The sequence below is a fragment of the Aeromonas sp. FDAARGOS 1406 genome, from assembly GCF_019048565.1.
GTDB lineage: Bacteria > Pseudomonadota > Gammaproteobacteria > Enterobacterales > Aeromonadaceae > Aeromonas > Aeromonas caviae.
Genome location: NZ_CP077378.1, coordinates 4,252,026 through 4,277,395, shown reverse-complemented (window position 1 = coordinate 4,277,395; position 25,370 = coordinate 4,252,026). Strand labels below are relative to the sequence as shown.

Genomic DNA, 25,370 nt, shown 5'->3' with positions numbered 1-25,370 from the left:
ATGCTGATACAAAATTAAAAAATTTCAGCCTTGTGAAATGAAAAGGCATTCTCATCTTTTTTTGAAAGAATAGGTTTATCTAATGGCCAATCAATGCTCAAGTCTGGATCTTTCCAGAATAGACTTCTGTCACTTTCAGGATGATAATAATTAGTCGTTTTATACAAAAACTCCGCCGTCTCGCTCAGAGTTACAAAACCGTGTGCAAACCCTTCCGGGATCCACAACTGTCGCTTATTCTCACCTGACAAGTGAACCCCAACCCACTGTCCAAAGGTTGGAGAGCTTTTGCGGATATCTACCGCCACATCAAACACTTCACCTGCAACACAGCGCACCAGCTTGCCCTGGGCATGGGGAGACAATTGATAGTGTAAGCCACGCAATACCCCTTTCGACGATTTGGAGTGATTATCCTGCACAAAACTCACAGGATATCCTACTGCCTCTTCAAACAACTTGTGGTTGAAGCTCTCAAAGAAAAATCCACGCTCATCACCAAATACTTTTGGTTCAAAAATAAGCACGTCAGGAATTGCTGTTTTGATTACGTTCATCTGTTTACCCACATTTGATCCAGTTTTTATGGGGGAACAACATTCCTCCCCCCATATCACATCAGGCGTTAGCAACCATTCTTAACAAATATTGGCCATATGCATTTTTCGCCAGCGGCGCTGCAAGCTCACGTATCTGGTCAGCACTGATAAACTTTTGGCGATAGGCGATCTCTTCAGGACACGCCACCTTCAATCCCTGGCGCGTCTCGATAGTCTGAATAAAGTTGCTCGCTTCTATCATGCTTTCATGGGTACCGGTATCCAGCCAGGCATAGCCACGCCCCATCATCGCCACCGACAGATTGCCTTGCTCCAGGTAGATACGGTTCACATCGGTGATTTCCAGCTCACCACGCGGTGACGGCTTCAGGCACTTGGCAATCTCAACAACGCTGTTGTCGTAGAAATAGAGGCCGGTGACCGCATAGTTGCTCTTGGGCTCCAACGGCTTCTCTTCCAGCGAGATAGCGGTACCCTCTTTATCAAATTCCACCACCCCATAACGCTCGGGGTCATGCACATGGTAGGCAAAGACGGTAGCACCACTCTCTTTGGCCGCTGCCGCCGCCAACTGTTTCTGCAGGTCGTGGCCATAGAAGATGTTGTCCCCCAGCACCAGCGCACAGGGGTCTGACCCGATAAACTCTTCACCCAGAATAAAGGCTTGTGCCAACCCGTCCGGACTTGGCTGCACCTTGTACTGCAAATTCAGGCCCCACTGACTGCCGTCACCCAGCAATTGCTCAAAACGAGGGGTATCTTGCGGCGTGCTGATGATCAGAATATCGCGAATGCCCGCCAGCATCAGGGTGCTGAGCGGGTAGTAGATCATCGGCTTGTCATAGATAGGCAACAGTTGCTTGCTCACCGCCATGGTCACCGGATAGAGACGGGTGCCTGAGCCACCGGCCAGAATGATGCCTTTACGTTTGGTCATGATACTTGTTTCTTATTTTTAAATTGCAAAAGAAAAAGGTGGCTTGCAGCTACACCTTTTACGTTTTATCTCTTGCCAGCCAGGGATGCACTCAACACATCCCTGACCAGGGATTTACTTGCTGAGGATCTCGGTCAACATCCGCTCCACGCCGACGGTCCAGTCCGGCAGTACCAGATCAAAGGTGCGCTGGAATTTGCCGGTATCAAGGCGGGAGTTATGGGGGCGTTTGGCAGGGGTCGGGAAGGCGCTGGTCGGCACTGCATTGAGTTGCGTGACCGCCAGATCAACGCCAGCCTCTCTGGCTTTGGCAAACACCAATTGGGCGTAGTCAAACCAGGTGGTGGTACCGGAGGCAATCAGATGGTACAGCCCGGCAACCTCGGGTCTGCTCTGCGCCACGCGGATCGCATGGGCGGTGCAATCGGCCAGTAACTCGGCACCGGTCGGGGCGCCGAACTGGTCATTGATGACCGACATCTCGCTACGCTCTTTGCCAAAGCGCAGCATTGTCTTGGCAAAGTTGGCTCCACGGGCGGCGTAGACCCAGCTGGTGCGGAAGATCAGGTGGCGAGCGCAGAGAGCCGCCCCCTGTTCCCCTGCCAACTTGGTTTCACCGTAGACGTTGAGCGGTGCAGTTGCATCGGTTTCCACCCAGGGGCGCTCACCGCTGCCATCGAACACATAGTCGGTGGAGTAATGCACCAGCCAGGCACCCAATGCTTCCGCTTCTTTGGCGATCGCCGCCACACTGGTCGCGTTGAGCAGCTCGGCAAATTCCCGCTCACTCTCCGCCTTGTCGACTGCGGTGTGGGCTGCGGCGTTGACAATCACGTCCGGCTTGACCAGACGTACCGTGTCGGCCACCCCTGCCGGGTTGCTGAAATCGCCACAATAATCGGTGGAGTCAAAATCAACGGCAGTGATGCGGCCCAGCGGTGCGAGTGCACGCTGCAGCTCCCAACCGACCTGACCGTTTTTGCCAAACAGCAGAATGTGCATCAGGCACGCTCCCCGTAATTCTGCTCAATCCAGGATTGGTAGGCACCGCTCTTGACGTTGTTGACCCACTGTTCGTTATCCAGATACCACTGCACAGTTTTGCGAATGCCAGATTCGAAAGTTTCTTGCGGCTGCCATGCGAGCTCACTGCTCATCTTGCTGGCATCGATGGCATAACGGCGATCGTGACCGGGGCGATCCGCCACATAGGTGATTTGATCGCGGTAAGAGCCCGCTTTAGGCACCATCTCGTCCAGCAGATCGCAGATGGTGTGTACCACCTCCAGATTCTGCTTCTCGTTATGACCGCCGATGTTGTAGGTCTCCCCGACCAAGCCCGTGGTCACCACCTTGTAGAGCGCGCGTGCGTGGTCTTCCACATAGAGCCAATCGCGAATTTGGTCGCCCTTGCCATAGACCGGCAGCGGCTTACCATCCAACGCATTGAGGATCACCAGCGGGATCAGTTTCTCGGGGAAGTGGTACGGGCCGTAGTTGTTGGAGCAGTTGGTGACGATGGTGGGCATGCCGTAGGTACGGCGCCAGGCGCGCACCAGATGGTCACTGGAAGCCTTTGAGGCAGAATAGGGGCTGCTGGGGGCGTAGGGCGTCGTTTCAGTGAAGAGTGGCAAGGGTTCAGCAGCAGACGCTTCATCCGGATGTGGCAGATCGCCATACACCTCGTCGGTGGAAATATGGTGGAAGCGGAAGGCCGTCTTGCGCGCCTCGTCCAGACCGTTCCAATAGGCGCGGGCCGCTTCCAGCATCATATAGGTGCCGACGATATTGGTCTCGATGAAGTCGGCGGGACCTGTGATAGAGCGATCAACGTGACTCTCGGCGGCCAAGTGCATCACGGCATCCGGTTGATGGGTAGCAAACACCCGATCCAGTTCGACGCGGCTGCAGATGTCGACCTGCTCGAACGCGTAGCGATCGCTGCCCGAGACCTCAGCCAGGGATTCCAGGTTGCCTGCATAGGTCAGCTTGTCGAGGTTGACAACTGAGTCTTGGGTATGCTGGATGATATGGCGAACAACGGCTGAACCGATAAAGCCGGCACCACCAGTCACAAGGATCTTCATTGAAAGGTTCCCGATTTCAAGATAACGAAATGACAAGACATTGTTTGACGCTTGCGTAGAAGATTTTCACGGTAGGTTTGCGAAGCGCCTACACTGATGACTAAATCGTCTAGCACACAGATATATCACTGAAACTAAGCTTGGTTAATTTTTCTGCATAATTTCTAGCGATACGACTTGTAAATAATTCTTATTTGATAAACTTGGTGGGGAGGGTAATTATGAAAAAGATGACATAGTCAACAAAGTGAAACGCTACCGCCCTTGAGTTACAGCTCCCAATATGCTGATTTTAACCTTCTTGTCCGTGCTGTTGGCCATCAGATCCTCCAGCTTCTTGTTTTGATTGATGTTTAACAATTCTTAAGCATTCCATTACCTTACTAGGCTGTCCGGAACCTACATTGCTCACATCTTGGGCTTTTTGCGCCCTAAACCCGATCGCGGGTCAGATTCTATCTTGTTTAACCCAAGGGTGAATAGTCAAAAGGTGCAAAAGGCACTCGATAGGGTAAGGATTCAACAGCATTCCTATTAACCTACTGACTTCAATGTCACCAGTATTTTTACTGATAATCCTCTAGTGACACCTTTCGATGAAGAATAGAAAAAATATGTCTGTCAGTGTGCTCTTATCACCTCATTCGTGGGCATCAGATTGTTAGGATAGCGCCAAGAGATCAAGAGTGTGCTCTTCTGTTGACTCATTAACGTACCTTACTGCCCCTCCACTGCGATCATAACGGTCGCATACTGCTGTGACCGTCTTTAAATTTCTTCGTATCACCTAGTTTTGACATCTTATTAAACACTCTATTGAGGAGTTCAGTCTGGGATGATTCAGTCCCGATACAGCGGGGTCAGGTAGGATCCGGATTGACTCTCCCCCTTGTTGACCCTCTAATTGACAGCCTGGACCCTCATCATCATGCATCTTATGAAAATCCTACTGGTTGAAGACGACAAGCTGCTCAATCACCACCTCTCCACCCTGTTGACCGAGGCCCAGAACCAGGTTTACAGCACGGACAATGCCCAGGTGGCGCTGCACTACGCTGCCGACTACCCCATCGATGTCGCCATCATCGATCTGGGCCTGCCTGACATGGATGGCCTTCAGCTCATCACCCGCCTGCGCGAGCAGCAGATCCCCTTTCCCATCATTGTGCTGACGGCCAGAGGCAACTGGCAGGACAAGGTGGAAGGACTGGAGGCCGGGGCGGACGACTACCTGGTCAAACCCTTCCAGAAGGACGAGCTGCTGGCCCGCCTCAATGCGCTGGTACGCCGCAGCGCCGGCTTCATCTCCCCCAGAGTGAAGGCGGGTGACTACGAGCTGGATCTCTCCCGCAAGGAGCTGACCATCGCCGGCGAGGTCACTGTGCTGACCAGTTTCGAATATCTGATCCTGGAATACCTGATGCGAAATGCCCGTCAGGTGGTCTCCAAACAGCAGTTGCTGGATCAGCTCTATGGGGATGGTGAAGGGGATCCCAACACCATCGAGGTGATGGTGAGCCGGCTTCGCAAAAAACTGGATCCGGAAGGGAGCATCCAGCCCATCTCCACCATCCGCCGCCAGGGCTACATCTTCAACCTCGCCTGCAGCTGATGCGCCTTGCCATGTTGCATCCCCTGGCCCTGATCCGCCGCTCCCTGCACCTCAAGCTGATGCTGAGTGCCATGCTGGTCATCGCGCTCATCATGGCCTTCTCCGTCTACATCCTCTACCTCGGCCATGCCGAGGAGCAGGCCCAGAAAGCCAGTGTCCGCATGCAGGAGAACCTCTCCAAGCTGTTCTCGTCCAAGCAGCCGGAGCCCCACGCAATGACGGATCTTGGCAAGCTCACCCCGGAAGCCATCGACCCCAATCTCGACACCCTGATCTGCCGCGCCGACGGGGCGCTGAGCTGGTCCAGCCTGCACATGCCGGAGGTGGTCTCCATCAAGGAGACCATCTGCCGGGATCTGATGAGATACCTGGGGGGATTGGATCAGGACTATTTCTTCAAGCTGCATACCATCAAGAACGGCGAGAGCTACTTCATCTACAGCCTGCGTTTCCTGCGCAATCATGGCGCCGGCCCCACCACCTACTACGTGGTGATGGTCGATTCCGCCCGGCGCTATCAGGCCCAGACCCGCGATTACCTCTACCGCTGCATTCGCCAGGCGCTGCTCGCCTACTGTCTGCTGGGCGCCCTGTTGCTGCTCACCAGTTTTTGGAGCCTCTCCTCCCTGCGTACCATGGCACGCCAGATTGACGAGATCCGCGCCGGTACGCGAGAGGCACTGTCAAACGACTACGAGCGCGAGCTGACCCCCCTGACAAGCTCGGTCAACCAATTGCTGGAGAACGAACGCCAGCAGACCCAGCGCTACCAGCACGCCCTCAACGATCTCGCCCACAGCCTGAAAACCCGGCTGGCGCTCATCCAGATCACCGCCCAGGAGCTCAAGCTCGGCCACGACATCCATGACAACATCAATGAACAGATCACCACCATGGATCAGATCATCCAGTACCAGTTACGTCGTGCCGTCACCGGGCGAAAGCGCCTCGCAAGCAAGGGCACCGAACCGGTTCCCCTCATCGAGAAGCTGCTGGCCAGTCTCGCCAAGGTCTATCGCCACAAGAAGCTGCAGACCGGCTTCCAGTTTGACGACGATGTCTTCTTCCACGGCGAGCAGGGCGATCTGATGGAGCTGATGGGCAACCTGCTGGACAACGCCTGCAAGTTCGCCATCAGCGAGATCCGGGTTCATGTCCGCCACCGGGAGAGCGGCCTGCTCATCGTGGTGGAAGACGACGGCCCCGGCATCGCCCCCGGCAAATCGCAGCAGATCTTCCAGCGCGGCGTGCGGGCTGACAGCTCCCCCGGCCAGGGGATTGGCCTCGCCGTGGTGACCGAAATCGTGCACAGCTACGGCGGCGAGATCCGGGTGGATGACTCCCCGCTCGGCGGCGCGAGATTCCACATCACCCTCCCCTGACAGCGCAGGAGCCAGTACCTGGCTCCTGCCGCATTCGGGCGTTGCCATCCCGGTGCTTGCCCTGTCTCACACCTCACTCCTTATGCCTCGACCAGGCCAAGCACATGGCAGCGAGGCTGACGAGCTTGCGCCCCCATCAGAAGCTGGCCTGCCGCTCCCCTCAGCCCCATGTTCGCGCAGAAACGACAGGCATAAAAAAACCGGCCGCGAGGGCCGGTAAAACAGTTCAGGCTTGTCAGGTTACAATGCGCACCCAGCGGATGAAGACCGGTTTCAATTCCCTATGAAGCCCCGTCCTCTTGAGTACGTAGGTTCACTTTACGCCCCGGTCACTGAATCGGGACTGAACCATGTTCACGCTGGCAAGGCTCAGAGACGGATCCCGAGGGACTGGCGCAGATAGGCGCCGGCACCGAGCAGCCCCGGCCCTTCATGGGTGATGAGGAAGACCGGAATGTCTTTGAGATAAGGCTTGAAGCGCCCCTTGTCCTCGAAGGCGACCCGAAAGCCCGATCCGATGAAGAACTCCTGAAAGCGCGGCACTATGCCACCGGCGATGTAGACACCGCCGAAGGTGCCCATGTTGAGGGCCAGGTTGCCGGCAAAGCGGCCCATGAGCACACAGAACAGGCTCAAAGTGCGGCGGCAATCGAGGCAATCCCCCGCCAGCGCGCGCTCGGTGATGTCCTTGGGGGCAAAAGGTTCGGGCTCGCGGCCATCGGATTTGACCAGGCCGCGATAGAGATTGACGAGCCCGGGGCCCGAGAGGAAACGCTCCGCCGACACATGGCCCAGCTCGCCGCGCATCACCTGCAGCACCGCATCTTCCTCTTCCGTGTTGGCGGCGAAGTCCACGTGACCGCCCTCACCCGGCAGGCTCAGCCACTGCTCACCGGCCTGCACCAGGTGGGCAACGCCAAGGCCGGTCCCTGCGCCATAGATGGCGATGGGCTTGCCGGCGACTGGGGCCGCGCCCCCGAGCTGGATGCGATCGCTCTCGCCGAGCACGGGCACCGCCATGGAGACGGCAGTGAAATCGTTGATCACCTGCAGGCGTGCCAGGCCGAGGTTGGCCTGCATCTCGCGGATGGAGAACTCCCAGCTGTGGTTGGTCATGGCGACCCAGTCACCATTGATGGGACAGGCGATGGCGATGCACGCCTCGCCCACGGTGGCATCGTGCTCTTCGAGATAGAGGCGCACCACGGCCTCTAGGCTGGGATGGGCCAGTCCCGAATAGGTTTTTGCCTGGGAAATGGCGCCCGTCGCCAGTTCGCAGAGGGCCAGCCGGGCATTGGTACCGCCAACGTCGCCCACCAGCGCATGGGTATGCTGCATAACAAACTCCTTCGTTACCGACTCGGGGCGGCCCTTACCGTCCCGACATTATTATTTGGCTGCAATACTACTCGAGCCCGCAGCCGGGCTGCGCGATTTATGCAGACAAGTGTGCGCCCGCTCACAGTGTTGTTGCTTTGCAACATTTGTAAGCGTTTTCAAGACGCAAATGGAAGTTTGCAACTAAAAACACGAAATTATTAGACATGAGTCATACTTTGCAGGGCCGAGATTAGTTCCGATAAGCGCTTGTCTTGTATAGTCATCGCGGAGACTGGAAACCTGCTTGAGCTGTGAATTTAGTGCACAGACACTGAAGTTAAATTACAAAAATGCCTGGTGGTAATGATGAATACCCTCGATAAAATTACGAACAATCTGGAAAGTTTCAGTAAATCAGAGCGTAAGGTGGCTGAAGTGATCCTGGCCTCACCCCAGACCGCCATTCACTCCAGCATTGCTACCCTGGCCAAGCTGGCCGATGTGAGCGAACCGACCGTCAACCGTTTCTGCCGTCGCCTCGATACCAAGGGTTTTCCCGATTTCAAGCTGCACCTGGCCCAGAGCCTGGCCAACGGCACCCCTTATGTGAACCGCCATGTGGAAGCGGAAGACGGCCCGGACACCTATACCGCCAAGATCTTCGAATCCACCATGGCCTGCCTCGATGCCGCCAAGAACAGCCTGGACATCTCGGCCATCAACCGCTGCGTCGATATTCTGACCCAGTCCAAGAAGATCAGCTTCTTTGGTCTGGGCGCCTCCTCCGCCGTTGCCCGGGATGCCCAGAACAAGTTCTTCCGCTTCAACATCCCCGTGGTGAGCTTCGATGACATCGTCATGATGCGCATGAGCTGCATCAACAGCAGCGAAGGGGACGTGGTGGTCCTCATCTCCCACACCGGCCGCACCAAGGCCCTGGTGGAAATTGCCGCGCTGGCCCGGGAAAACGATGCCACCGTCATCGGCATGACCGCCAAGGACTCTCCCCTGGCCCGCGAATGCAACCTGGTGCTCTCCATGGACGTGCCGGAAGACACCGACGTCTACATGCCCATGGCCTCGCGCATCGCCCAGCTCGCCCTGGTGGACGTGCTGGCCACCGGTTTCACCCTGCGCCGTGGCATGAAATTTCGCGAAAACCTGAAGAAAGTCAAAGAAGGTTTGCGCGAATCCCGCTTTGATACCCCCCACTCCTCCTGATCATTCGGGGGTCCGCCCCCGACTGTCTATGCCAACGGGCTTGGTGTAGTATCGAAATTCAATCAAACAAGGCCACCCAGATGGCCTGCCAGTTGGCGCCATGCCACATGCTTGACGGGGCAGTATTTCAAGTCATATCAACTTCACATTGGAGTCTTTCATGCCAAGACGTACAAAGATTGTTACCACACTCGGTCCGGCGACCGATCGCGACGGCATTCTCGAGGGGATCATTCGCGCCGGTGCCGACATGGTGCGGATGAACTTCTCCCACGGCACTCCTGAAGATCATATCCAGCGCGCCAACCAGGTGCGTGACATCGCCGCCAAGCTGGGCCGCCACGTGGCCATCATGGGCGATCTGCAAGGCCCCAAGATCCGCGTCTCCACCTTCAAGGATGGCAAGATCTACCTCGCCATCGGTGACAAGTTCATTCTCGATGCCGCCCTCGGCAAGGGCGAAGGCTGCCAGGAGCAGGTCGGCATCGACTACAAGAGCCTGCCGCAGGACGTGGTATCCGGTGACATCCTGCTGCTGGACGATGGCCGCGTGCAACTGAAGGTCGAGCAGGTCGAAGGCACCCGCATCCACACCACGGTGACCGTGGCCGGCCCTCTCTCCAACAACAAGGGCATCAACAAGAAAGGTGGCGGCCTCTCCGCCCCTGCCCTGACCGAGAAGGACAAGGAAGACATCAAGACCGCCGCCCGCATGAACGTGGACTACCTGGCGGTCTCCTTCCCCCGCAGCGGCGATGATCTGCGCTACGCCCGCGAACTGGCCCGCGAAGCCGGCTCCAACGCCAAGATCGTGGCCAAGGTCGAGCGCGCCGAGACCGTCGCCAGCGACGAGGCGATGGAAGACATCATCCTCGGCTCCGATGCCGTCATGGTGGCCCGTGGTGACCTGGGTGTCGAAATCGGCGACCCCGAACTGGTGGGTGTGCAGAAGAAGCTCATTCGCCACTCCCGCCGCCTGAATCGCGTGGTCATCACCGCGACCCAGATGATGGAGTCCATGATCAACGCACCGCTCCCGACCCGTGCCGAAGTCATGGACGTGGCCAACGCCGTGCTGGACGGTACCGATGCGGTGATGCTCTCCGCCGAGACCGCCGCCGGCCAGTTCCCCATCGAGACCGTGACCTCCATGGCCAGCGTCTGTGTGGGCGCCGAGAAGCACCCGAGCCTGAACGTCTCCAACCACCGCATGAACTACACCTTCACCTCGGTGGAAGAGGCGGTGGCCATGTCCACCATGTATGCGGCCAACCACTTGGAAGGGGTCAAGGCGATCGTGGCGCTGACCGAGTCGGGCACCACCCCGCTGCTGATGTCCCGCATCAGCTCCGGCCTGCCCATCTTCGCCATGTCTCCTCACAACAAGACCCTGGCCTGGGCCAACCTCTACCGCGGCGTCACCCCCGTGCTGTTTGATGGCGACGAGACCAAGCCGGTCTACGAGGTGTGCCGCGACGCGCTGGACGTGCTCAAGGCCAAGGGACTGCTGCAAAGCGGCGACATGGTATTGCTCACCCACGGCGACAAGATGGAGACCGTCGGCAGCACCAACACCTGCAAGGTGATGATGGTCGAGTAATCGCCCCTCCTCCCTGCAACAAAGACGGCTCCCACGGGAGCCGTTTTTTTATGGGATCTGCCCAGGTTCAACCGCGAAACAGCTCTACCTTGTCCCCATCCTGCAGGCTGCCGGCGCCGCGCACCACCACCTTGTCTCCCTGCTTGAGAGCGCCGCTCACCGCCACCTCCCGGCTGTCTCCAAAGAGCACGGTGACCGGTACCCGGTTCACCGTGAGCGCCTCGCCGCGCTGCTCCACCTGATAGACCACGCTTCCCTCGGTGCCGAGCACCAGGGCATCCCGTGGCAGCAGCATGGTGTGCTGCTCTCCCATCGGTAGCGCCACCCGCACTGGCGAGCCGATGATGAAGGTACCCGCTTCCGGCTTGAGGCGCAGCTCGATGAGCCGGGACTTGGGATCGGCGCTCGCCGCCCGCTGGTAATAGATGGCGTGGCTGCTGAGCTGCTCCCCTTCCACCCGCAACCGGGCCTGGGTGGCCAGTTGCCGGGCCCAGGCGATGGGCGCACGCAACCGGATGTCCGGCTGGTCCGGATTGACCAGCTCAAGCGCCTGTTCGCCCGCATCCACATGCTCCCCCGGCTGGATGAAGTGTTCATTCACCACTCCGTCAAACGGGGCAAAGATGCGGCTTATGCGCAGCTGCTCCTCAATCTGGCGCACCTGCACCCGCGCCAGCTGCTCGGCCAGCTCAGCCTGCTCCACGTCATAGCGCGCCTTGTCATACTGGCTCTGGGAGGCACTCTTTTGCTGGTGCAAACGATCCAGGCGCTGGAACTCGGCGCGAGCATAACGCAGATTGCTCCCCTCTCTGGCTTGTTCCGCCCTCGCCTGCTCCAGCGAGAGGCGCAGGGTCGCGCTGTCCAGGCGCAGCAACTCGTCCCCCGCCTTCACCCGGCTGCCAAACTCGGCTATCCACTCCACCCGACCGCTCACTTCGGCGCTGAGCGCCGCCTGCTGGCGGCTCGCCACCGTGCCGCTGACCCAGATGCTGGCCCCCGCCCCTCCCTGGGCCACCTCCGCCAGCGTCACCATCTTGCTTTGTGCAAGCGCAGGCAGCCCGCCAGCCAGCAGCAGAGCCCCCACCACTATCCTTGTGAAACCTTGTGTCATCGATGAGCTCCTTGCTTAGGCACGCTGCCGAAGGGCGTGCGGTATGTCGGTCTGCTCCCCCAACCGCAGGAAGGCGGGCAACAGGATCAGGGTGAAGAGGGTGCTGCAACTCATGCCGCCGACGATGACGGTGGCCAGCCCCCGGTAGATTTCGCTTCCCTCGCTCGGACTCAGCATCAGGGGCAGCATACCGAAGATGCTGGTGAAGCTGGTCATGGCGATGGGACGCATCCGGCTTTGCAGAGCATCGGTGACTGCCGACTGTCGGCTCATCCCCTCCCGCTCGGCCATCCTGGTCTGGTGCACCAGCAAAATGGCGTTGTTGACCACCAACCCGAGCAGGATGACGAAGCCGATGATGGTGAGCAAGTCCATCGGCAGCGGCGCCACCAGACCGCTCAGGTGCAGCGCCAGCACGCCGCCTACGGTGGCGAGTGGCAAGGTGAGCAGCACCAGCACGGCATCCTTGAGGGAGGCGAAGACCCCCCACAGCAGAATGAGCAGTATCATCACGGCGAACAGGAAGATGCTGCCGAGGTTGCCGAGCGCCTGTTGCAGGCTGTCGGCATTGCCGGCGACCCGCAGCTCCCCCCCGGCAGGCAGCAACGGCCGGATGGCGGCAAAGCTCTTGTGCTGCAGGGTGTCGAGCACCTGCTCCATGCTCATCCCCGCAGGGGGCGAAATCTGCAGGCTGATGCTGCGCCGTCCATCGGATCGGAAGATGCTCTCAGGCCCGAGTTGCGGCTCCACCCGCAGCAGTTCCCCAAGGGGAACGATGCGCCCGGACGGGGTAGCAAGCGGCACCGCCTTGAGCTCGTCCGGGTTGGCTGAGGCCTGCCCCATCAGCAGGATGTCGAGCCGCTCATCCCCGTCGAAATATTCGCCGACCCGCAGACCATCGCCGAAGGTCTGGATGATGGCGGGCATGGGGGAGCGATCCCAGCCCACCTCGGCCAGGCGCCTGTCCTGGGGCACCAGCCGAAGCTCGGGAGCGGTGAAATCGAGTCCAGGTTCTGGCCTGACCTGGGCGCCGGGCAAGTCCCGCTGCACTATGGTCATGCTCTCCCTGGCCGCCTGATAGAGTTCGGGCAGCCCGCCCCCCTGGATCAGCAGGGAGATGCTGTTTTCACTGTCAAAACCGCCAAACAGGGACCCCTGACCGCCAAATACCCGGGTGTCGGGAATGCCCACCAGCAATTGCTTCATCAAGAGCTGCTCCAGCGCCTTGATCTGGTTATCCTCCTTTGGCCGCACCCCGATCTGGGCACCGCCCGGGTAGCGCAGGATGTAGTAGTTCTTGAGGACAGGCTCCTTCTCCCCTTTCATATAGGGGTCGAGGCGGGCAATCAGGGTATCGATCACCTCCTCCCGCTGGGCCTTGAGATTGACCCCGGGGGTGAAACTCATCCAGACGTCGATGGCGTCCCGCTTCACATCCGGCAGGTAGTTCATCTTGGGCAACATCAACCAGCTCATCAGCACAGGCCCCGTCATCATCAGGACGATGATGGCCCAGCGCCTGGGGGCGGTGGCCGTCCAGCGGATCACATGGCGGGTGACGCGGCACCACAGGCGCTCAAAGGGATCAATCAGCCGCTCGTGCCCCATCCAGCGCGCCGCCACCGCAGGCAACACCGTGACCGCCACCACCATGGAGACGGTCACCGCGCAGGCGATGGTGAGCGCAAGATCGGCAAACAACTGCCCTTCCACGTCGTTGAGCAGGAGCACCGGCAGGAAGATGGCGACCGTGGTCAGGGTGGACGCCACCAGAGCTGTCCACACCCGGCGGGTGCCCTCCAGCGCCGCCTCTCCCTTGCTGATGTCACCCCGCTCATGGCGCCGGTAGATGCTCTCAAGCACCACGATGGCGGCGTCGAGCACCATGCCGACCGCAAACGCAATGCCCGCAAGGGAGATGATATTGAGGGTCCGCCCCATCGCCTTGAGCAGGCAGAAGGTGAGCATGATGCTGATGGGAATGGCGATCGCGATCATCAGGGTCGCCTTGAGCTGGCGTAGAAAGACCCAGAGTATGGCGCAGGAGAGCAGCACCCCGAGCCCCAGGTTGGCGGTCACCATGCTCACCGCCCGGTTGATGTAGAGGGAAGCGTCAAACGACTGCTCCATGTGCAGGCCAACCGGCTCCAGCACCTCCCGGTTGAGCTCCCCGACCTTGGCCTTGATCCCCTCGAGCGCCGCCAGGGCATTGGCACCGCTCTCCTTGAAGATCTGCGCCGCGATGGCGGTGTTGCCGTTCTGGATGCGCAACACCGGGTTCTCCTCCCGGGCCACTCTGATCTCGGCAACGTCCCGCAGATAGATGGGCAGGCCGTCACGCCAGTCCACCACCTTGTCCCCCAGGGCCGCCACGTCATAGCGACCGGCAAAGCGCAGCTTGTACTCCCAGCGTCCGATGTCGAGGGTGCCGGCCGACACATCCCAGCCCGTCGTTGCCCGGCTGGCGAGCACCGGGATCTCCACCCCCAGCTCGGCGGCGCGGTAAGGGTCGAAACGGATCTGGATCTGGCGCTCGTTGATCCCCTCGATGTCGACCGTGGACACCCCGGGGATCCGCTCCAGCTCGGGCTTGACCCTCGCCTCGATCAGCGCCTGGTGATCGTCTATCTCCCCCTTGGCGCCGGGCAGTTGCTGGATGAAGAAGAAGGTCAGGGTGTCGTTGCTGCTGTAGTTGTTGACGTAAGGGCCACCGATGTTGTCCGGCAGCCCCGAGACCCGGTTCAGGCGGGAGATGACATCAAGCTGGGCCCGCTGCATGTCGGTGCCGAGGGCAAACTCCATGTCGATTTCGGTGAAGCCGGGGTAGCTGTTGCTGCTGAGGCTCTTGAGCCCCTGTACCCCCTGCATCTCCTGCTCGATGGGATCGGTTATCTCCGACTCCATCTCCTGGGGCGAGGCCGAGCGCCAGTCCACCGTGATGTTGAGGTGAGGACGGTCTATGTCGGGAAACAGCTGGACGGGCAGTCCCCGGATGCTGAGCAGGCCCAGCAAAAAAATCAGCACGACCGAGACCGCCACCCAGATGGGGCGTTCGATCGCCGTTTTGGCGAGGTTCATTCACTCTTCCTGAGTTGTTGTTATCGGCCATTCCGATGGCCTTGCTTCCTGCCCCAAGGGTGGGGGCCATTGCATTAAACTGGAATTAATCGACCTTGTAAATGCCTGGTTAAACAACAAAAAACCGGCCACTAGGGCCGGTTGTCGGTTTATGCTCGAGGTCAGGCTGCATGCTCGACCGGGCTCGTTTGAGGCAAACCTTCCAGCTCGCCAGGAGCGAAGTTGTCCACCTGGATAGCCTCGTAGCGCAGGGCATCGGCGGCCAGCAGCTTGTCCGCCTCCTCCTTGCCGAGGATGGACTGGGACAGGGCCGCAGCCACCAGCTCAGGCAGCGCCAGCTTGCGGGGCAGTCTGCCCTCTTTCTGGGCCTGCACCAGCTTCTTCTCGATGGGCTGCACCGAGACCATGGCCTGGAAGGCACGCTCCATCAGCCCCACCGGATCCGCCTCGTCCTTGCCCACATAACAGAGCGCGGTCAGACGATCCCGGAACTCGCCCGGCGTCATCATGGCCAGACAGATGGCATGGCAGCGATCGTCCGCCGGCATCTTGTAACCGACGCCGAACGGGAACACCACCCGCTTGAGTACGGCACCCACCACCTTGTTCGGGAAGTTCTGGAAGAAGCCTTCGAACGCCTTGCCAATCAGGTAGAGGTTGCGCTCCACCGCGTACTGCACGAACGGCAGGTCAGAGACCATGCGGCCCTGATCCTCGTAATGCTTGAGGGTGGCGGAGGCCAGGTAGAGGTGGCTCAGCACGTCACCCAGACGGGCGGAGATCATCTCCTTGCGCTTGAGATCCCCGCCCAGCATCAGCATGGAGACGTCGGCGCACAGGGCCAGACCCTTGCTCATGCGAGAGAGCTGCTTGTAGTAGCGGGCGGTTTCGCCAGCTACCGGCGCGCTGTTGAACTGGCCCAGGGTCAGCCCCTGGAACAGGGCACCGAAGAAGTTGCCGGTACCGAAGGCGATGTGTTTCATCAACAGGGCGTCAAACTTCTCGAGACCGCGCTCCACATCGGTGTCGGCCGCCGCTTCCAGCTCGGCAAACACATACGGATGGCAGCGGGTGGCCCCTTGCCCGAAGATCATCAGGTTGCGGGTCAGTATGTTGGCCCCTTCCACCGTGATGGCTACCGGGATGCCCATGTAGGCGTAGCCGGTGTAGTTTTTCGGGCCCAGCTGGATGGCGCGACCGGCGTGGATGTCCATGGAGTCATCCATCACCTGGCGGGCCATCTCGGTCATGTGGTACTTGGAGATCGCGGTGACGATGGCCGGTGCCTGACCCAAATCCAGGGAACCTGCGGTCATGCGACGAGCCCCTTCCAGCTGATAGGTGAGGCCGCCAATGCGGGCCAGCGCTTCCTGCACCCCTTCAAACTTGCCGATGGACATGCCGAACTGTTTGCGCACGTAGGAGTAGGCGCCCACGGTGCGGCTCGCCATGTGACCACAGGCGGTGCCAAGGGCAGGCAGCGAGATGCCGCGACCGGCGGAGAGGCACTCCACCAGCATGCGCCAGCCGCGGCCGGCGTAATCCGGGCCGCCGATGATCCAGTCGAGCGGAATGAACACATCCTTGCCGAAGGTCGGGCCGTTCAGGAACGCCAGCCCCATGGGGTAGTGGCGATCGCCGACGCGCACGCCTGGGTGACTGGTCGGGATCAGCGCACAGGTGATGCCGATCTCTTCCTTGTCACCCAGCAGTTTTTCCGGGTCATAGAGCTTGAACGCCAGCCCCAGCACGGTGGCGCGCGGCGCCAGGGTGATGTAGCGCTTGTTCCAGTTCAGGCGAATGCCCAGCACCTCTTCACCCTTGTGCATCCCCTTGCAGACGATCCCCTTGTCCGGGATAGCGCCCGCATCGGAGCCCGCTTCCGGCCCGGTCAGGGCGAAGCAGGGTACCTCCTTGCCGTTGGCCAGCCCCGGCAGCCAGAAATCTTTCTGGGCCTGGGTGCCGTAATGCATCAGCAGCTCGCCCGGGCCGAGGGAGTTGGGCACCATGACGGTGACCGCGACGCTCAGGCTCTTGGTGGCGATACGGGTGACGATGGTGGAGTTGGCAATCGCCGAGAACTCGCGGCCGCCGTAGGATTTCGGGATGATCAGGGAGAAGAAGCCTTCTTTCTTCAGATAGTCCCACACCGGCTCCGGCAGGTCCTTGGTCTCGTTGACGATCTTGAAGTCGTCCACCATGGCGAGCAGGGTTTCGACCTGGTTGTCGATAAAGGCCTGCTCTTCTGCACTCAGCTCGGCCTTGCCGTAGCCGTGCAGTTTCTTCCAGTCCGGGTTGCCGCGAAACAGCTCCCCGTCCCACCAGACGGAGCCGGCCTCCATGGCCTCCCGCTCGGTGGCCGACAGGGGCGGCAGTATCTTCTTGAAGATGCCGAACACGGGGCGGGTCACCACCTTTTTACGGATGGCGGGGACACCGAGCACCACGGCTATCGCCAGCACCAGCAGGACAAGCAATGTGATCATACCGAAGTTCCTTCTATTTCACTGTTTCCGTTGATTATTGTTAGGTGTTACACGGCCAGGGAGAGCCTGGTCGACTCCACGGGCGCCCCGACACCGGACGCCAGATAAGGAATGACGTTGCGCACCAGCCCTTCCACATCGAGCTGCTGACCAAAATCGGCCTGGGCGATGTCACGCAGGGCATCCGCAGAGGCCATGGTGAAGACGACGGTGCCCAGGGTGAAGTGCAGGCGCCAGAAGAGATCCGCTGGCGACAAATCCGGATTGGCCTTGGAGATGGCCTGGGTGATACCGTGCAGGGTCGCCCCATAATGGGTGGTAATAAAGCGGCGCAGGTGGCCCTGACTGTCGATATAGCCGCGCCCCAGCAACTGCATGAAGAGCGCCGGACCATTCGCCCTGACGGCCGACAGTTTCATCAGAGGTTCGACAAAGCTCTCGAACACCTGCAACAGGGTCAGCTGATCCTGCGCCATCAACGTCTGTAACCGCCCGTCCAGTGCCGGCATGAAGAGGCTCAGATAACGGTCGAGCACCGCCTGGATAAGCTCCTTCTTGGAGCCGAAGTGATAATTGACCGAAGCCAGGTTCACATCGGCCTCGCTGGTGATCAGACGCAACGAGGTATCGGCGAACCCCCGCTCGGCAAACAGCACCTCGGCGGCGTCGAGAATACGGTTCTTGGTATCGATTTTACTCACTGGACACCTCACTTAAACGAATGTTTAAAAAGTACGTTTCACGCCCACTCATGTCAAGAGAATGTGAACAAGTGTTGGCTAAATGTTTTTAATCAAAAAAGAGGGAAGATGGCGGGAACTTCGCGGCGAGACGGCACTCTATATCTATGCCACTGCAATTAAACATTAAGTCTCGCCCAACCTGCGTCATGCTAGTTGGGCATTTTTTTGCCCTGCCGCTACCCGAGGCGCCGACAGAGAACCAAAAAAAACCGTCGCAGGGGCGACGGCGGGGAAAACGGGTCTGACCATCCAGTGTCGACCCATCGATGGGTGTTCAGGCTTGCATCGATGTCGCTATCCTCGCAGTGAAACGTCATCAGACTTTGTCAGCACAGACCCAAATTGTGACAAAGTATGGCAACCAGCCACATGGCCCGGCTTCGCCAATCTTGCTATGCTGTCGCCTCATGCCAGAGGGGAGAGAAGATGAAGTATACGGTCGATACCCACACGCACACCGTCGCCAGCACCCACGCCTACAGCACCATTCACGATTACCTGCCCATCGCCAAAGCCAAGGGGATCAAGCTGTTCGCCACCACGGACCATGGCCCGGACATGGCAGATGCTCCGCATTACTGGCATTTCGTCAATCTGCACGTGTTGCCCAGGGTCGTGGACGGGGTCGGCATCCTGCGCGGCATCGAAGCCAACATCAAGAACATTGACGGTGAAATAGACTTCCCCGAGCGCTACGAGTCGCGGCTCGACATGATCATGGCGGGCTTTCACGAACCGGTGTTCCCCCCCTGCGATCAGGCGACCCACACCCAGGCCATGATCAACGCCATTCGAAGTGGTCGGGTCGACATGATAAGCCACCCCGGCAACCCCGCCTTCCCCATCGATATCCAGGCGGTGGTCAAGGCAGCGGCAGAGTATCGAGTGGCGCTGGAGGTCAACAACTCCTCGTTCAGTCACTCCCGTGCAGGCAGCGAAAGCAACTGCCGCGCCATCGTCGAGGCGGCGCGCGATCTGGGTGCCTACCTCACTTTCGGCTCCGACTCCCACGTGGCATTCAGTCTCGGCGACTTTGATCACTGCCATCGGCTGGTCACCGAAGCCAACTTCCCACATGAGCGGATCCTGGCCCGCTCCCCCCGTGCCCTGCTCGATTTTCTCGAGAGCCGCGGGCGTGCTCACATCCCGGAGTTCGTTGGCCTCTGATATGCCTTAACATCATGAGCCAACTCATAAAATCGAGCTGGCTCAATTGACTTGTCCGGCTTTTTTCACGACTCTGAACATCAAGCCGCCGGTATAGCTCAGTTGGTAGAGCAGCGCATTCGTAATGCGAAGGTCGTAGGTTCGACTCCTATTACCGGCACCAAATAAAACAAAAAGTTAGCTTCATTACGAGGCTACCCCTTTGTGCTTTTGGGCTTGTGGTACCACATCGAGCAAACAGCAGAAACATAACTGTATCCACTTACCTAGCCACTGGCAGGTCCTCCCAGCGGGAGATGTAACAGGGGCTCAGGTGCTCTTGGCGCATCATCCAATCGGTGGACCCCGTGCCTTGACTGGCCAAGCCTACGGGTCCCAATCCCTTGGCTTTGATCTGGTCCATCACAGCCATCAGCGCATCAGATTGAGCGGAGGACGGAGCAAACAGATCGACCTGTTGCTGCCCCTTGGGAGTGAACTCACTCAGCATGACCCCGCCTTTCTGATAACGGTAACCGTCGCGCCAAATCTGCGGTAGCAACACGCCCACTTGTTGCAGCAACAACGGGGTGTCATCGCTAGGGCTGACTAGCCGAACGCCGGCCTGCTCACTGTAGTAAGGCGCTCGTTCGTCAAACGGGCTGGTTCGCACTAACAGGTGCACCCGCTGGCAACACATCCCCTCGGCACGCAGCTTATCGGCTGCGCGAGCCATAAATTCTGACAACGCTTGAACCATTTCCCTGCGGTCAGTCACGCGTTTCCCAAAGGAACGGATCGAGAGGATCTACTGCTTCGCCACCGGTTCAACGGTCAGCTCTGCGCAAGGCAAACCACGCAGCTCCTGTACGATCTGCTCGATCACCACGCAGTATTGGGCGCATAACCCCTTGGCATCGTTAGCCACAAAGTCAGCCACGTTGTTAATGTCTTGTGCCACCACTTGGCCCCCAAGCGCAGCGCGTCACACAAGTCAACGACGCCGCCAGTTGCAGGCGACTTCTTGGCTGCATAGTTGGCTAGCCTGGAAGGGTTGGCCCTTTATGCTGTTTGTGGATGAGCGAGACGGTGGGGCGTCAACGAGCGCAGTCAGCTGTCTCATTGATAACCGGCTTGCAATTGAGACGGTCCATGGTGCAGCGAGCCGTATTGGGCCACCAGTCGGTCTATGGCCATCTGGGCGCAGGCTGTTCTGCTGGGCTTATTTTCAGGTATTGCATAACGAGCGGTGAGCCGGCCGCCGAGCAGTGCTATCCGGTAGCAACTTGGGATGTGCGTGAGCGACGTCCCTATATCCCTACCGTGAATGAGGAAAGGCACGCTTTGCCCAGTGATGGCCATTTCACACCACCGATTTACTTTCAAAATGGTGGGTCACAGCGCCCGCCTCCGGGTTGATGCTGATAAACGCCGGGGCCTGCGGGTTGGGTTCGTGGGTTTGCAGGCTCGAAGTAGTGTGCCTCCAGCGTGCACCGGCGATAAAGGTCGATCAGCTTGCCTTTGGCAACTGCATCAGGTGGCGACGACACTCCTCCGCCGACGGAATATGCGCTTTCCTGATGAGCTGAAGGTAAATATCTTGCGCCAGATCTGCGGCATCGCAGGTATTGCCCGGCCTGTGCCTTAGCAGCGAGCAGAGCCCTTTATGCCTGAGTGTGCCTATCGATTCAGACCACCTAGTAGGGAAAGTGGTTTGCGTTCGATTAGGAGGTGTCATTATTGATCTTTTTGAGGATGAGCAATGAAAGTGGCGTCGGCCATGGCCTGGGCTGGCTGGCGTGCCAGTTCGATGAAGGCGCGCACATAGTCGATATTGGTATCAGCCTCGCGAGTGCCTAAGAAGATCTGTTTGGCTATGCCGTGCGGCCCCAGCCGTAGGGGCACCACCCCCATCCTAACGGCGTACTCGTCGACCAACCAGCGTGGCAAGGCTGCCACGCCACGGCCGCTGGCCACCATCTGCACCATGATGTCGGTGGTTTCTATGGTTTTATGGCGCTTGGGCGTAACACCCGCCGGTAGCAGGAACTGGTTGTAGATATCTAGGCGCTCTATGTCCACAGGGTAGCTGATCAGTACTTCGCTAGTCAGTTGCTGGGGCTTCACATAGGAGGCTGAAGCCAGGGAGTGGTCTTTGGCCACGACGAGCACCTGTTCATAATCGAACACAGACTTGTAATCAAGGCCCGGCTTGTAGAGCGGGTCGGGAGTTACCAGCAGATCGATCTCGTAGCCAAACAGAGCGCCAATGCCGCCAAACTGGAACTTCTGTTTCACGTCCACCTCCACGTCCGGCCAAGCCGTGAGGTAGGGCGAAACCACCTTGAGTAACCATTGGTAGCAAGGGTGGCATTCCATACCGATGCGCAGCGTGCCACGCTCGCCCTGCGCGAACTGGCTAAGGCGCTCTTCGGCCAGATCAAACTGGGGTAGAACACGATTGGCCATGGCCAGCAGGTACTGACCTGCCTGCGTTAGACGCAGGCTTCGGCCTTCGCGCAGCCAGACGTCGGTACCCAGCTGTTGCTCGAGCTTTTTCATGCTGTGGCTCAAGGCTGACTGAGTGACATTCAGTACCCCCGCGGCGGCTGTCAGCGATCCTTGCTTTTCGACCTGCTGAACGATGTTGAGATGGATGCGCTCAAGCATTCAATGAATTTTACTCATAGATGTGTGAATTAAAACCATTTTAATTCATTGTCTCGGGTCGGCACAATCACCGTCATCTACTCTACGTATTCGTCGGTGCAGCCATGGTCCCGTCTAAAAATTCGAATGTCCCGAACGTCGGGGACGCTAGCCAAGCAGTGTCGTCCTGGTCGACTGATATGAAGACCAAAATAACACGTCCACTCCGCGTAGTAGCTGTTTCAGGTGCACTTCAAAGCCCCTCCAAATCTGCAAGTTTGGCGCAGTACCTGATTGCCGATCAGGGGCTGTGTCAGCCGAAACTGGTCGATTTGGGGGCTGCTAGCACCGCAGCTAACGGGGTCAGTCTAGCGCACTCAGGTGACGGATGCCGTAGAGCAGGCGCTGGCCGTGGTCGAGGAGGCCGACGTTCTGGTGGTCGCCACCCCAGTTTTCCGTGGCTCGTACACAGGGCTGTTCAAGCGCTTCTTTGACCTCATAGGACAAGACACCCTGACCGACAAGCCCGTGTTACTAGCCGCTACTGGCGGCAGTCAACGCCACGCATTGGTGATTGATCATCAGATTCGACCACTGTTCAGTTTTTTCCAGGCACGTACTTTGCCATTAGGTGTCTATGCCACCGACAAGGACTTCGTGGAGCGCGACCTGAGCGACCAAGCATTGATCGAGCGGGCCAGGCTGACGGTTCAACGGGCTTTGCCCTTGCTTGAGCTAACGCGCAATGCCAGACACTCTGCAGCCGAGCGCATGCTAACAGTCTGAAAAACCATCGTCCTTAATTGCAATAATCATTACAGGGAAGCGTCATGAGCCAAGACTTCACATTCAGCCTCAATAGCATCACTTTCGATGAAAGCTATCAACCATTGGACGGAACTCGCCTCACCACAAATTTCGCCAATCTGGCGCGTGGAGAGGGCCGCCAACAAAACTTGCGCAAAACCCTGAAGATGATCAACAACCGTTTCAATGACCTGGCGCATTGGGACAATCCCACGGGTAATCGCTACGCGGTTGAACTCGAGATCATCTCTGTTGAGATGTACAGTGGCATGCTGACCAGCACTGCGTTTCCGCTGATCGAGATCCTGAAGACCCACATCATCGACACGAAGTTGAACCGGCGCATTGATGGCATCGTGGGCAACAATTTCTCGTCGTATGTGCGCGATTACGACTTCAGCGTCGTGCTGCCTGAGTACAATGCTGCACGGGCGGAGTTCAGCATCCCCGACGATTTCGGCGTGCTGCATGGCAAGCTGTTCAAGCTTTTCGTCAACTCCGGCACCTATCAAGAACGATTTAGCAAGCTTCCAGTCATTTGCCTAAGTGCAGCGACCAGCAAAACTTACCAGCGCACGACCAATCATCACCCTATCCTCGGCGTTGAGTACCAGCAAAACGAGCTGTCATCGACCGACCTGTACTTTGCAAAAATGGGGATGCAGGTTCGCTTTTTCATGCCGCCCAAGAGCGTGGCTCCATTGGCTTTCTACTTCTTTGGCGACCTGCTGAGCGACTACACCGATCTCGAACTGATCGGTACCATCAGCACGATGGAAACGTTCCAGAGGATCTACCGCCCCGAGATCTATAACGCCAACTCGGTGGCAGGACAGCTCTATCAACCAAGTCTGAAGTCCGAGGACTACTCGCTGACGCAAATCGTCTATGACCGAGAGGAACGAAGCCAGTTGGCTGTCAAACAGGGCAAGTTCACTGAAGAGTACTTCATCAAACCGTACCAAGACGTCCTTGAACAATGGGTCGCCGAATCCACGTACTGATCTGACCGGCATTTGCCTTGAAGGAACACATTATGTTTGAAACTTCCATCACTGGTAGCCTGCCCAAACCGGCCTGGCTAGCTGAAACCAACAAGCTCTGGCCCCAATGGGCGGCTAAGGGTGATGCACTCCTGCAGGCCAAAGCCGACGCAACTCTGCTATGGATCAAGGCCCAGGAAGACGCTGGGCTGGATATCGTGTGCGATGGAGAGCAATCGCGTCAGCACTTCGTGCATGGCTTTCTGGAACAGGTCGAGGGCATCGACTTCGAGCACAAAGTGAAGATGGGCATCCGTGACAACCGTTACGATGCAATGGTGCCGCAGGTGGTTTCCGACTTGCGCCTGAAGGGCCGCGTACATGCCTTCGAGGCCCAACTGGCTCGAGCGCACACCAAGAAGAAGCTGAAGTTTACCCTGCCTGGCCCGATGACCATCGTCGACACGGTGGCAGACCGCTTCTACGGAGACAAGGCCAAGATGGCCTTTGCCTTCGCCGAATTACTTAACCAGGAGGCCCTGGCACTGCAGGCCGACGGTGTGGACATTATCCAGTTCGACGAGCCAGCCTTCAATGTCTACATGAAGGACGTAGCCGATTGGGGCGTTCGGGCGCTCGAGCGTGCGGCGCAGGGTCTGCACTGTAAGACAGTGGTACACATCTGCTATGGCTACGGTATCCAGGCCAATACTGACTGGAAGAATACCCTGGGCGATGAATGGCGCCAGTACGAGACGGTGTTTCCTGCGCTGGCCAAAAGCAGCATCGACCAGGTGAGTTTGGAATGCATGCACTCGCACGTGCCCCTCGAACTGCTGAAATTACTGGAGGGCAAGGATGTGCTGGTTGGCGTGATCGATGTGGCCACAGACGTAGTCGAAACGCCCGAAGAAGTTGCTGATGCTATCGGCCAAGCCCTGCAATTCGTGCCAAAGGAGCGGTTATTCCCCTGCACGAACTGCGGCATGGCGCCCATGCCGCGTGACGTGGCTCAGCGCAAGCTACAGGCCTTGGCTGAGGGCACGAAGTTGGCCAAGGAGCGCTTGGCCGCCAAGTAAGCACCGGTTCTGTCCAATAGGGCCCGTGGATGTGAAAGGTCGCGCCTGCACTGCAGGCGCGACCTTTATACTATTGATCGTGACGTTGTCATACGCCACTCAGATCGCCCGCACTGACGTTGATGCTTTGCAGACACTTCTTTGTGCAGACCACAGCGGGTACTGGGTTGGATTGGTGAGAGAGTTATCGAGGATGGCCTGTTCAATCTCGGGAGCGACCCGGTTGGGATGTACCCTTTACAGCCGGGCAGTTTGTCGAGCAAGCCCTCGGCCGATCAGCTTGCAGGCTTTGCTTACCTTATTGAGATCTTTGGCGAGCTTTAACAAGCGGAGTTTACAGCGTGCTATTTTCTCGTTGCAGGTCAACGGTGACTCCAGATAACACGGTAGGGATACCGTTTTGTTATCCGGTTTGAAGCCATATGACCACTCCCTTGTGGACAACAGTCAGGTGAATAGCACTTTCATACCTTTGTCACCTGCCTCGATTTGGCTTCTCGACATGACAGATAAAAAAACGGGGCGAACCTAGTGGTTCGCCCCTGATGCTTTTTACGTCAACCCCGAGG

General features: G+C 58.5%; 20 protein-coding genes, 1 tRNA gene and 1 pseudogene. 9 read left to right on the top strand and 13 right to left on the bottom strand.

Translation table 11 applies throughout. From position 1 onward, the window contains the following. Positions 1-14 precede the first annotated feature (14 nt). From rfbC to rfbB, 4 genes are all read right to left on the bottom strand, one after another. Positions 15-557, bottom strand: coding sequence for a dTDP-4-dehydrorhamnose 3,5-epimerase (rfbC, locus tag I6L36_RS20150; protein WP_039041246.1), 543 nt, complete (start codon positions 555-557; stop codon positions 15-17). 61 nt (positions 558-618) lie between these two features. After that, on the bottom strand, positions 619-1,497 hold the full coding sequence (gene rfbA, locus I6L36_RS20145; protein ID WP_113069999.1) for a glucose-1-phosphate thymidylyltransferase RfbA: 879 nt from the start codon (positions 1,495-1,497) through the stop codon (positions 619-621). Positions 1,498-1,611: 114 nt separating this feature from the next. Then, positions 1,612-2,499 (bottom strand): dTDP-4-dehydrorhamnose reductase, encoded by an 888-nt coding sequence (rfbD, locus tag I6L36_RS20140; RefSeq protein WP_216986849.1) that lies wholly within the window; start codon positions 2,497-2,499, stop codon positions 1,612-1,614. Then, complete coding sequence (gene rfbB / locus I6L36_RS20135; RefSeq protein WP_216986848.1) at positions 2,499-3,584, bottom strand: dTDP-glucose 4,6-dehydratase; 1,086 nt, start codon at positions 3,582-3,584, stop codon at positions 2,499-2,501. Before rfbB ends, rfbD begins: the two co-directional genes overlap by 1 nt. A gap of 937 nt (positions 3,585-4,521) precedes the next feature. On the opposite strand from rfbB, the gene I6L36_RS20130 reads away from it, so the two are divergent. Both I6L36_RS20130 and I6L36_RS20125 read left to right on the top strand, forming a co-directional pair. Then, complete coding sequence (locus I6L36_RS20130) at positions 4,522-5,196, top strand: response regulator (protein ID WP_041207018.1); 675 nt, start codon at positions 4,522-4,524, stop codon at positions 5,194-5,196. Beyond that, positions 5,196-6,578 carry an ATP-binding protein gene (locus I6L36_RS20125; protein ID WP_216986847.1) on the top strand — a complete coding sequence of 461 codons (1,383 nt, stop codon included), beginning with the start codon at positions 5,196-5,198 and terminating at the stop codon, positions 6,576-6,578. The genes I6L36_RS20130 and I6L36_RS20125 overlap by 1 nt, the downstream gene beginning before the upstream one ends. A gap of 369 nt (positions 6,579-6,947) precedes the next feature. On the opposite strand, the gene glk is transcribed toward I6L36_RS20125, so the two are convergent. Next, positions 6,948-7,916: a glucokinase gene (glk, locus tag I6L36_RS20120; RefSeq protein WP_039041241.1), complete on the bottom strand. Its 969-nt coding sequence runs from the start codon at positions 7,914-7,916 to the stop codon at positions 6,948-6,950. A 348-nt stretch (positions 7,917-8,264) separates the two neighbouring features. Between glk and I6L36_RS20115 the strand changes: the two genes are divergently transcribed. Continuing rightward, a complete protein-coding gene (locus I6L36_RS20115) occupies positions 8,265-9,119 on the top strand; it encodes a MurR/RpiR family transcriptional regulator (protein ID WP_029314760.1) in 855 nt (284 codons plus the stop codon). Between the two features lie 160 nt (positions 9,120-9,279). Beyond that, a complete protein-coding gene (gene pyk, locus I6L36_RS20110; protein ID WP_005324189.1) occupies positions 9,280-10,719 on the top strand; it encodes a pyruvate kinase in 1,440 nt (479 codons plus the stop codon). Between the two features lie 67 nt (positions 10,720-10,786). On the opposite strand, the gene I6L36_RS20105 is transcribed toward pyk, so the two are convergent. The 4 genes from I6L36_RS20105 to I6L36_RS20090 all read right to left on the bottom strand — a co-directional run bounded on the left by I6L36_RS20105 (position 10,787) and on the right by I6L36_RS20090 (position 18,095). Then, positions 10,787-11,830, bottom strand: coding sequence for an efflux RND transporter periplasmic adaptor subunit (locus tag I6L36_RS20105; protein ID WP_216986846.1), 1,044 nt, complete (start codon positions 11,828-11,830; stop codon positions 10,787-10,789). 15 nt (positions 11,831-11,845) lie between these two features. Further along, on the bottom strand, positions 11,846-14,908 hold the full coding sequence (locus I6L36_RS20100) for an efflux RND transporter permease subunit (protein WP_216986845.1): 3,063 nt from the start codon (positions 14,906-14,908) through the stop codon (positions 11,846-11,848). Positions 14,909-15,069: 161 nt separating this feature from the next. Beyond that, positions 15,070-17,394, bottom strand: coding sequence for an acyl-CoA dehydrogenase (locus tag I6L36_RS20095; protein ID WP_053288307.1), 2,325 nt, complete (start codon positions 17,392-17,394; stop codon positions 15,070-15,072). Positions 17,395-17,441: 47 nt separating this feature from the next. Continuing rightward, complete coding sequence (locus I6L36_RS20090; protein ID WP_005324182.1) at positions 17,442-18,095, bottom strand: TetR/AcrR family transcriptional regulator; 654 nt, start codon at positions 18,093-18,095, stop codon at positions 17,442-17,444. Between the two features lie 468 nt (positions 18,096-18,563). Here I6L36_RS20090 and I6L36_RS20085 point away from each other — a divergent pair, with 468 nt between their 5' ends. Together I6L36_RS20085 and I6L36_RS20080 are read left to right on the top strand one after the other, a co-directional pair. Next, positions 18,564-19,304, top strand: a complete 741-nt coding sequence (locus I6L36_RS20085) for a phosphatase (protein ID WP_053288306.1) — start codon at positions 18,564-18,566, stop codon at positions 19,302-19,304. An 87-nt stretch (positions 19,305-19,391) separates the two neighbouring features. Beyond that, positions 19,392-19,467: transfer RNA gene (locus I6L36_RS20080), tRNA-Thr, on the top strand. 99 nt (positions 19,468-19,566) lie between these two features. On the opposite strand, the gene I6L36_RS22075 is transcribed toward I6L36_RS20080, so the two are convergent. The 3 genes from I6L36_RS22075 to I6L36_RS20070 form a co-directional block, all read right to left on the bottom strand. Next, positions 19,567-20,043 (bottom strand): DUF4113 domain-containing protein, encoded by a 477-nt coding sequence (locus I6L36_RS22075; protein ID WP_254203451.1) that lies wholly within the window; start codon positions 20,041-20,043, stop codon positions 19,567-19,569. Positions 20,044-20,091: 48 nt separating this feature from the next. Beyond that, positions 20,092-20,244: a hypothetical protein gene (locus tag I6L36_RS22070; RefSeq protein ID WP_254203450.1), complete on the bottom strand. Its 153-nt coding sequence runs from the start codon at positions 20,242-20,244 to the stop codon at positions 20,092-20,094. A gap of 776 nt (positions 20,245-21,020) precedes the next feature. Continuing rightward, complete coding sequence (locus I6L36_RS20070; protein WP_216986844.1) at positions 21,021-21,953, bottom strand: LysR family transcriptional regulator; 933 nt, start codon at positions 21,951-21,953, stop codon at positions 21,021-21,023. A gap of 360 nt (positions 21,954-22,313) precedes the next feature. On the opposite strand from I6L36_RS20070, the gene I6L36_RS20065 reads away from it, so the two are divergent. Genes I6L36_RS20065 through I6L36_RS20055 form a run of 3 tightly spaced genes read left to right on the top strand, consistent with a single transcriptional unit; the run spans position 22,314 to position 24,801 of the window. Next, positions 22,314-22,718, top strand: coding sequence for an NAD(P)H-dependent oxidoreductase (locus I6L36_RS20065; RefSeq protein ID WP_197971478.1), 405 nt, complete (start codon positions 22,314-22,316; stop codon positions 22,716-22,718). 44 nt (positions 22,719-22,762) lie between these two features. Continuing rightward, a complete protein-coding gene (locus I6L36_RS20060) occupies positions 22,763-23,743 on the top strand; it encodes a DUF1852 domain-containing protein (protein WP_182975914.1) in 981 nt (326 codons plus the stop codon). Between the two features lie 32 nt (positions 23,744-23,775). Continuing rightward, positions 23,776-24,801 carry a methionine synthase gene (locus tag I6L36_RS20055; protein ID WP_182975915.1) on the top strand — a complete coding sequence of 342 codons (1,026 nt, stop codon included), beginning with the start codon at positions 23,776-23,778 and terminating at the stop codon, positions 24,799-24,801. Between the two features lie 91 nt (positions 24,802-24,892). Here I6L36_RS20055 and I6L36_RS20050 read toward each other — a convergent pair. Continuing rightward, positions 24,893-25,167: pseudogene (locus tag I6L36_RS20050) on the bottom strand (IS481 family transposase); the annotation flags it as partial. Between the last annotated feature and the right edge of the window lie 203 nt (positions 25,168-25,370).

Bases quoted from the DNA above. Each gene is read 5' to 3' on its own strand.
- rfbC (WP_039041246.1), bottom strand. From the start codon at position 557: ATGAACGTAATCAAAACAGCAATTCCTGACGTGCTTATTTTTGAACCA.
- rfbA (WP_113069999.1), bottom strand. From the start codon at position 1,497: ATGACCAAACGTAAAGGCATCATTCTGGCCGGTGGCTCAGGCACCCGT.
- rfbD (WP_216986849.1), bottom strand. From the start codon at position 2,499: ATGCACATTCTGCTGTTTGGCAAAAACGGTCAGGTCGGTTGGGAGCTG.
- rfbB (WP_216986848.1), bottom strand. From the start codon at position 3,584: ATGAAGATCCTTGTGACTGGTGGTGCCGGCTTTATCGGTTCAGCCGTT.
- I6L36_RS20130 (WP_041207018.1), top strand. From the start codon at position 4,522: ATGAAAATCCTACTGGTTGAAGACGACAAGCTGCTCAATCACCACCTC.
- I6L36_RS20125 (WP_216986847.1), top strand. From the start codon at position 5,196: ATGCGCCTTGCCATGTTGCATCCCCTGGCCCTGATCCGCCGCTCCCTG.
- glk (WP_039041241.1), bottom strand. From the start codon at position 7,916: ATGCAGCATACCCATGCGCTGGTGGGCGACGTTGGCGGTACCAATGCC.
- I6L36_RS20115 (WP_029314760.1), top strand. From the start codon at position 8,265: ATGAATACCCTCGATAAAATTACGAACAATCTGGAAAGTTTCAGTAAA.
- pyk (WP_005324189.1), top strand. From the start codon at position 9,280: ATGCCAAGACGTACAAAGATTGTTACCACACTCGGTCCGGCGACCGAT.
- I6L36_RS20105 (WP_216986846.1), bottom strand. From the start codon at position 11,830: ATGACACAAGGTTTCACAAGGATAGTGGTGGGGGCTCTGCTGCTGGCT.
- I6L36_RS20100 (WP_216986845.1), bottom strand. From the start codon at position 14,908: ATGAACCTCGCCAAAACGGCGATCGAACGCCCCATCTGGGTGGCGGTC.
- I6L36_RS20095 (WP_053288307.1), bottom strand. From the start codon at position 17,394: ATGATCACATTGCTTGTCCTGCTGGTGCTGGCGATAGCCGTGGTGCTC.
- I6L36_RS20085 (WP_053288306.1), top strand. From the start codon at position 18,564: ATGAAGTATACGGTCGATACCCACACGCACACCGTCGCCAGCACCCAC.
- I6L36_RS22075 (WP_254203451.1), bottom strand. From the start codon at position 20,043: ATGGTTCAAGCGTTGTCAGAATTTATGGCTCGCGCAGCCGATAAGCTG.
- I6L36_RS20070 (WP_216986844.1), bottom strand. From the start codon at position 21,953: ATGCTTGAGCGCATCCATCTCAACATCGTTCAGCAGGTCGAAAAGCAA.
- I6L36_RS20060 (WP_182975914.1), top strand. From the start codon at position 22,763: ATGAGCCAAGACTTCACATTCAGCCTCAATAGCATCACTTTCGATGAA.
- I6L36_RS20055 (WP_182975915.1), top strand. From the start codon at position 23,776: ATGTTTGAAACTTCCATCACTGGTAGCCTGCCCAAACCGGCCTGGCTA.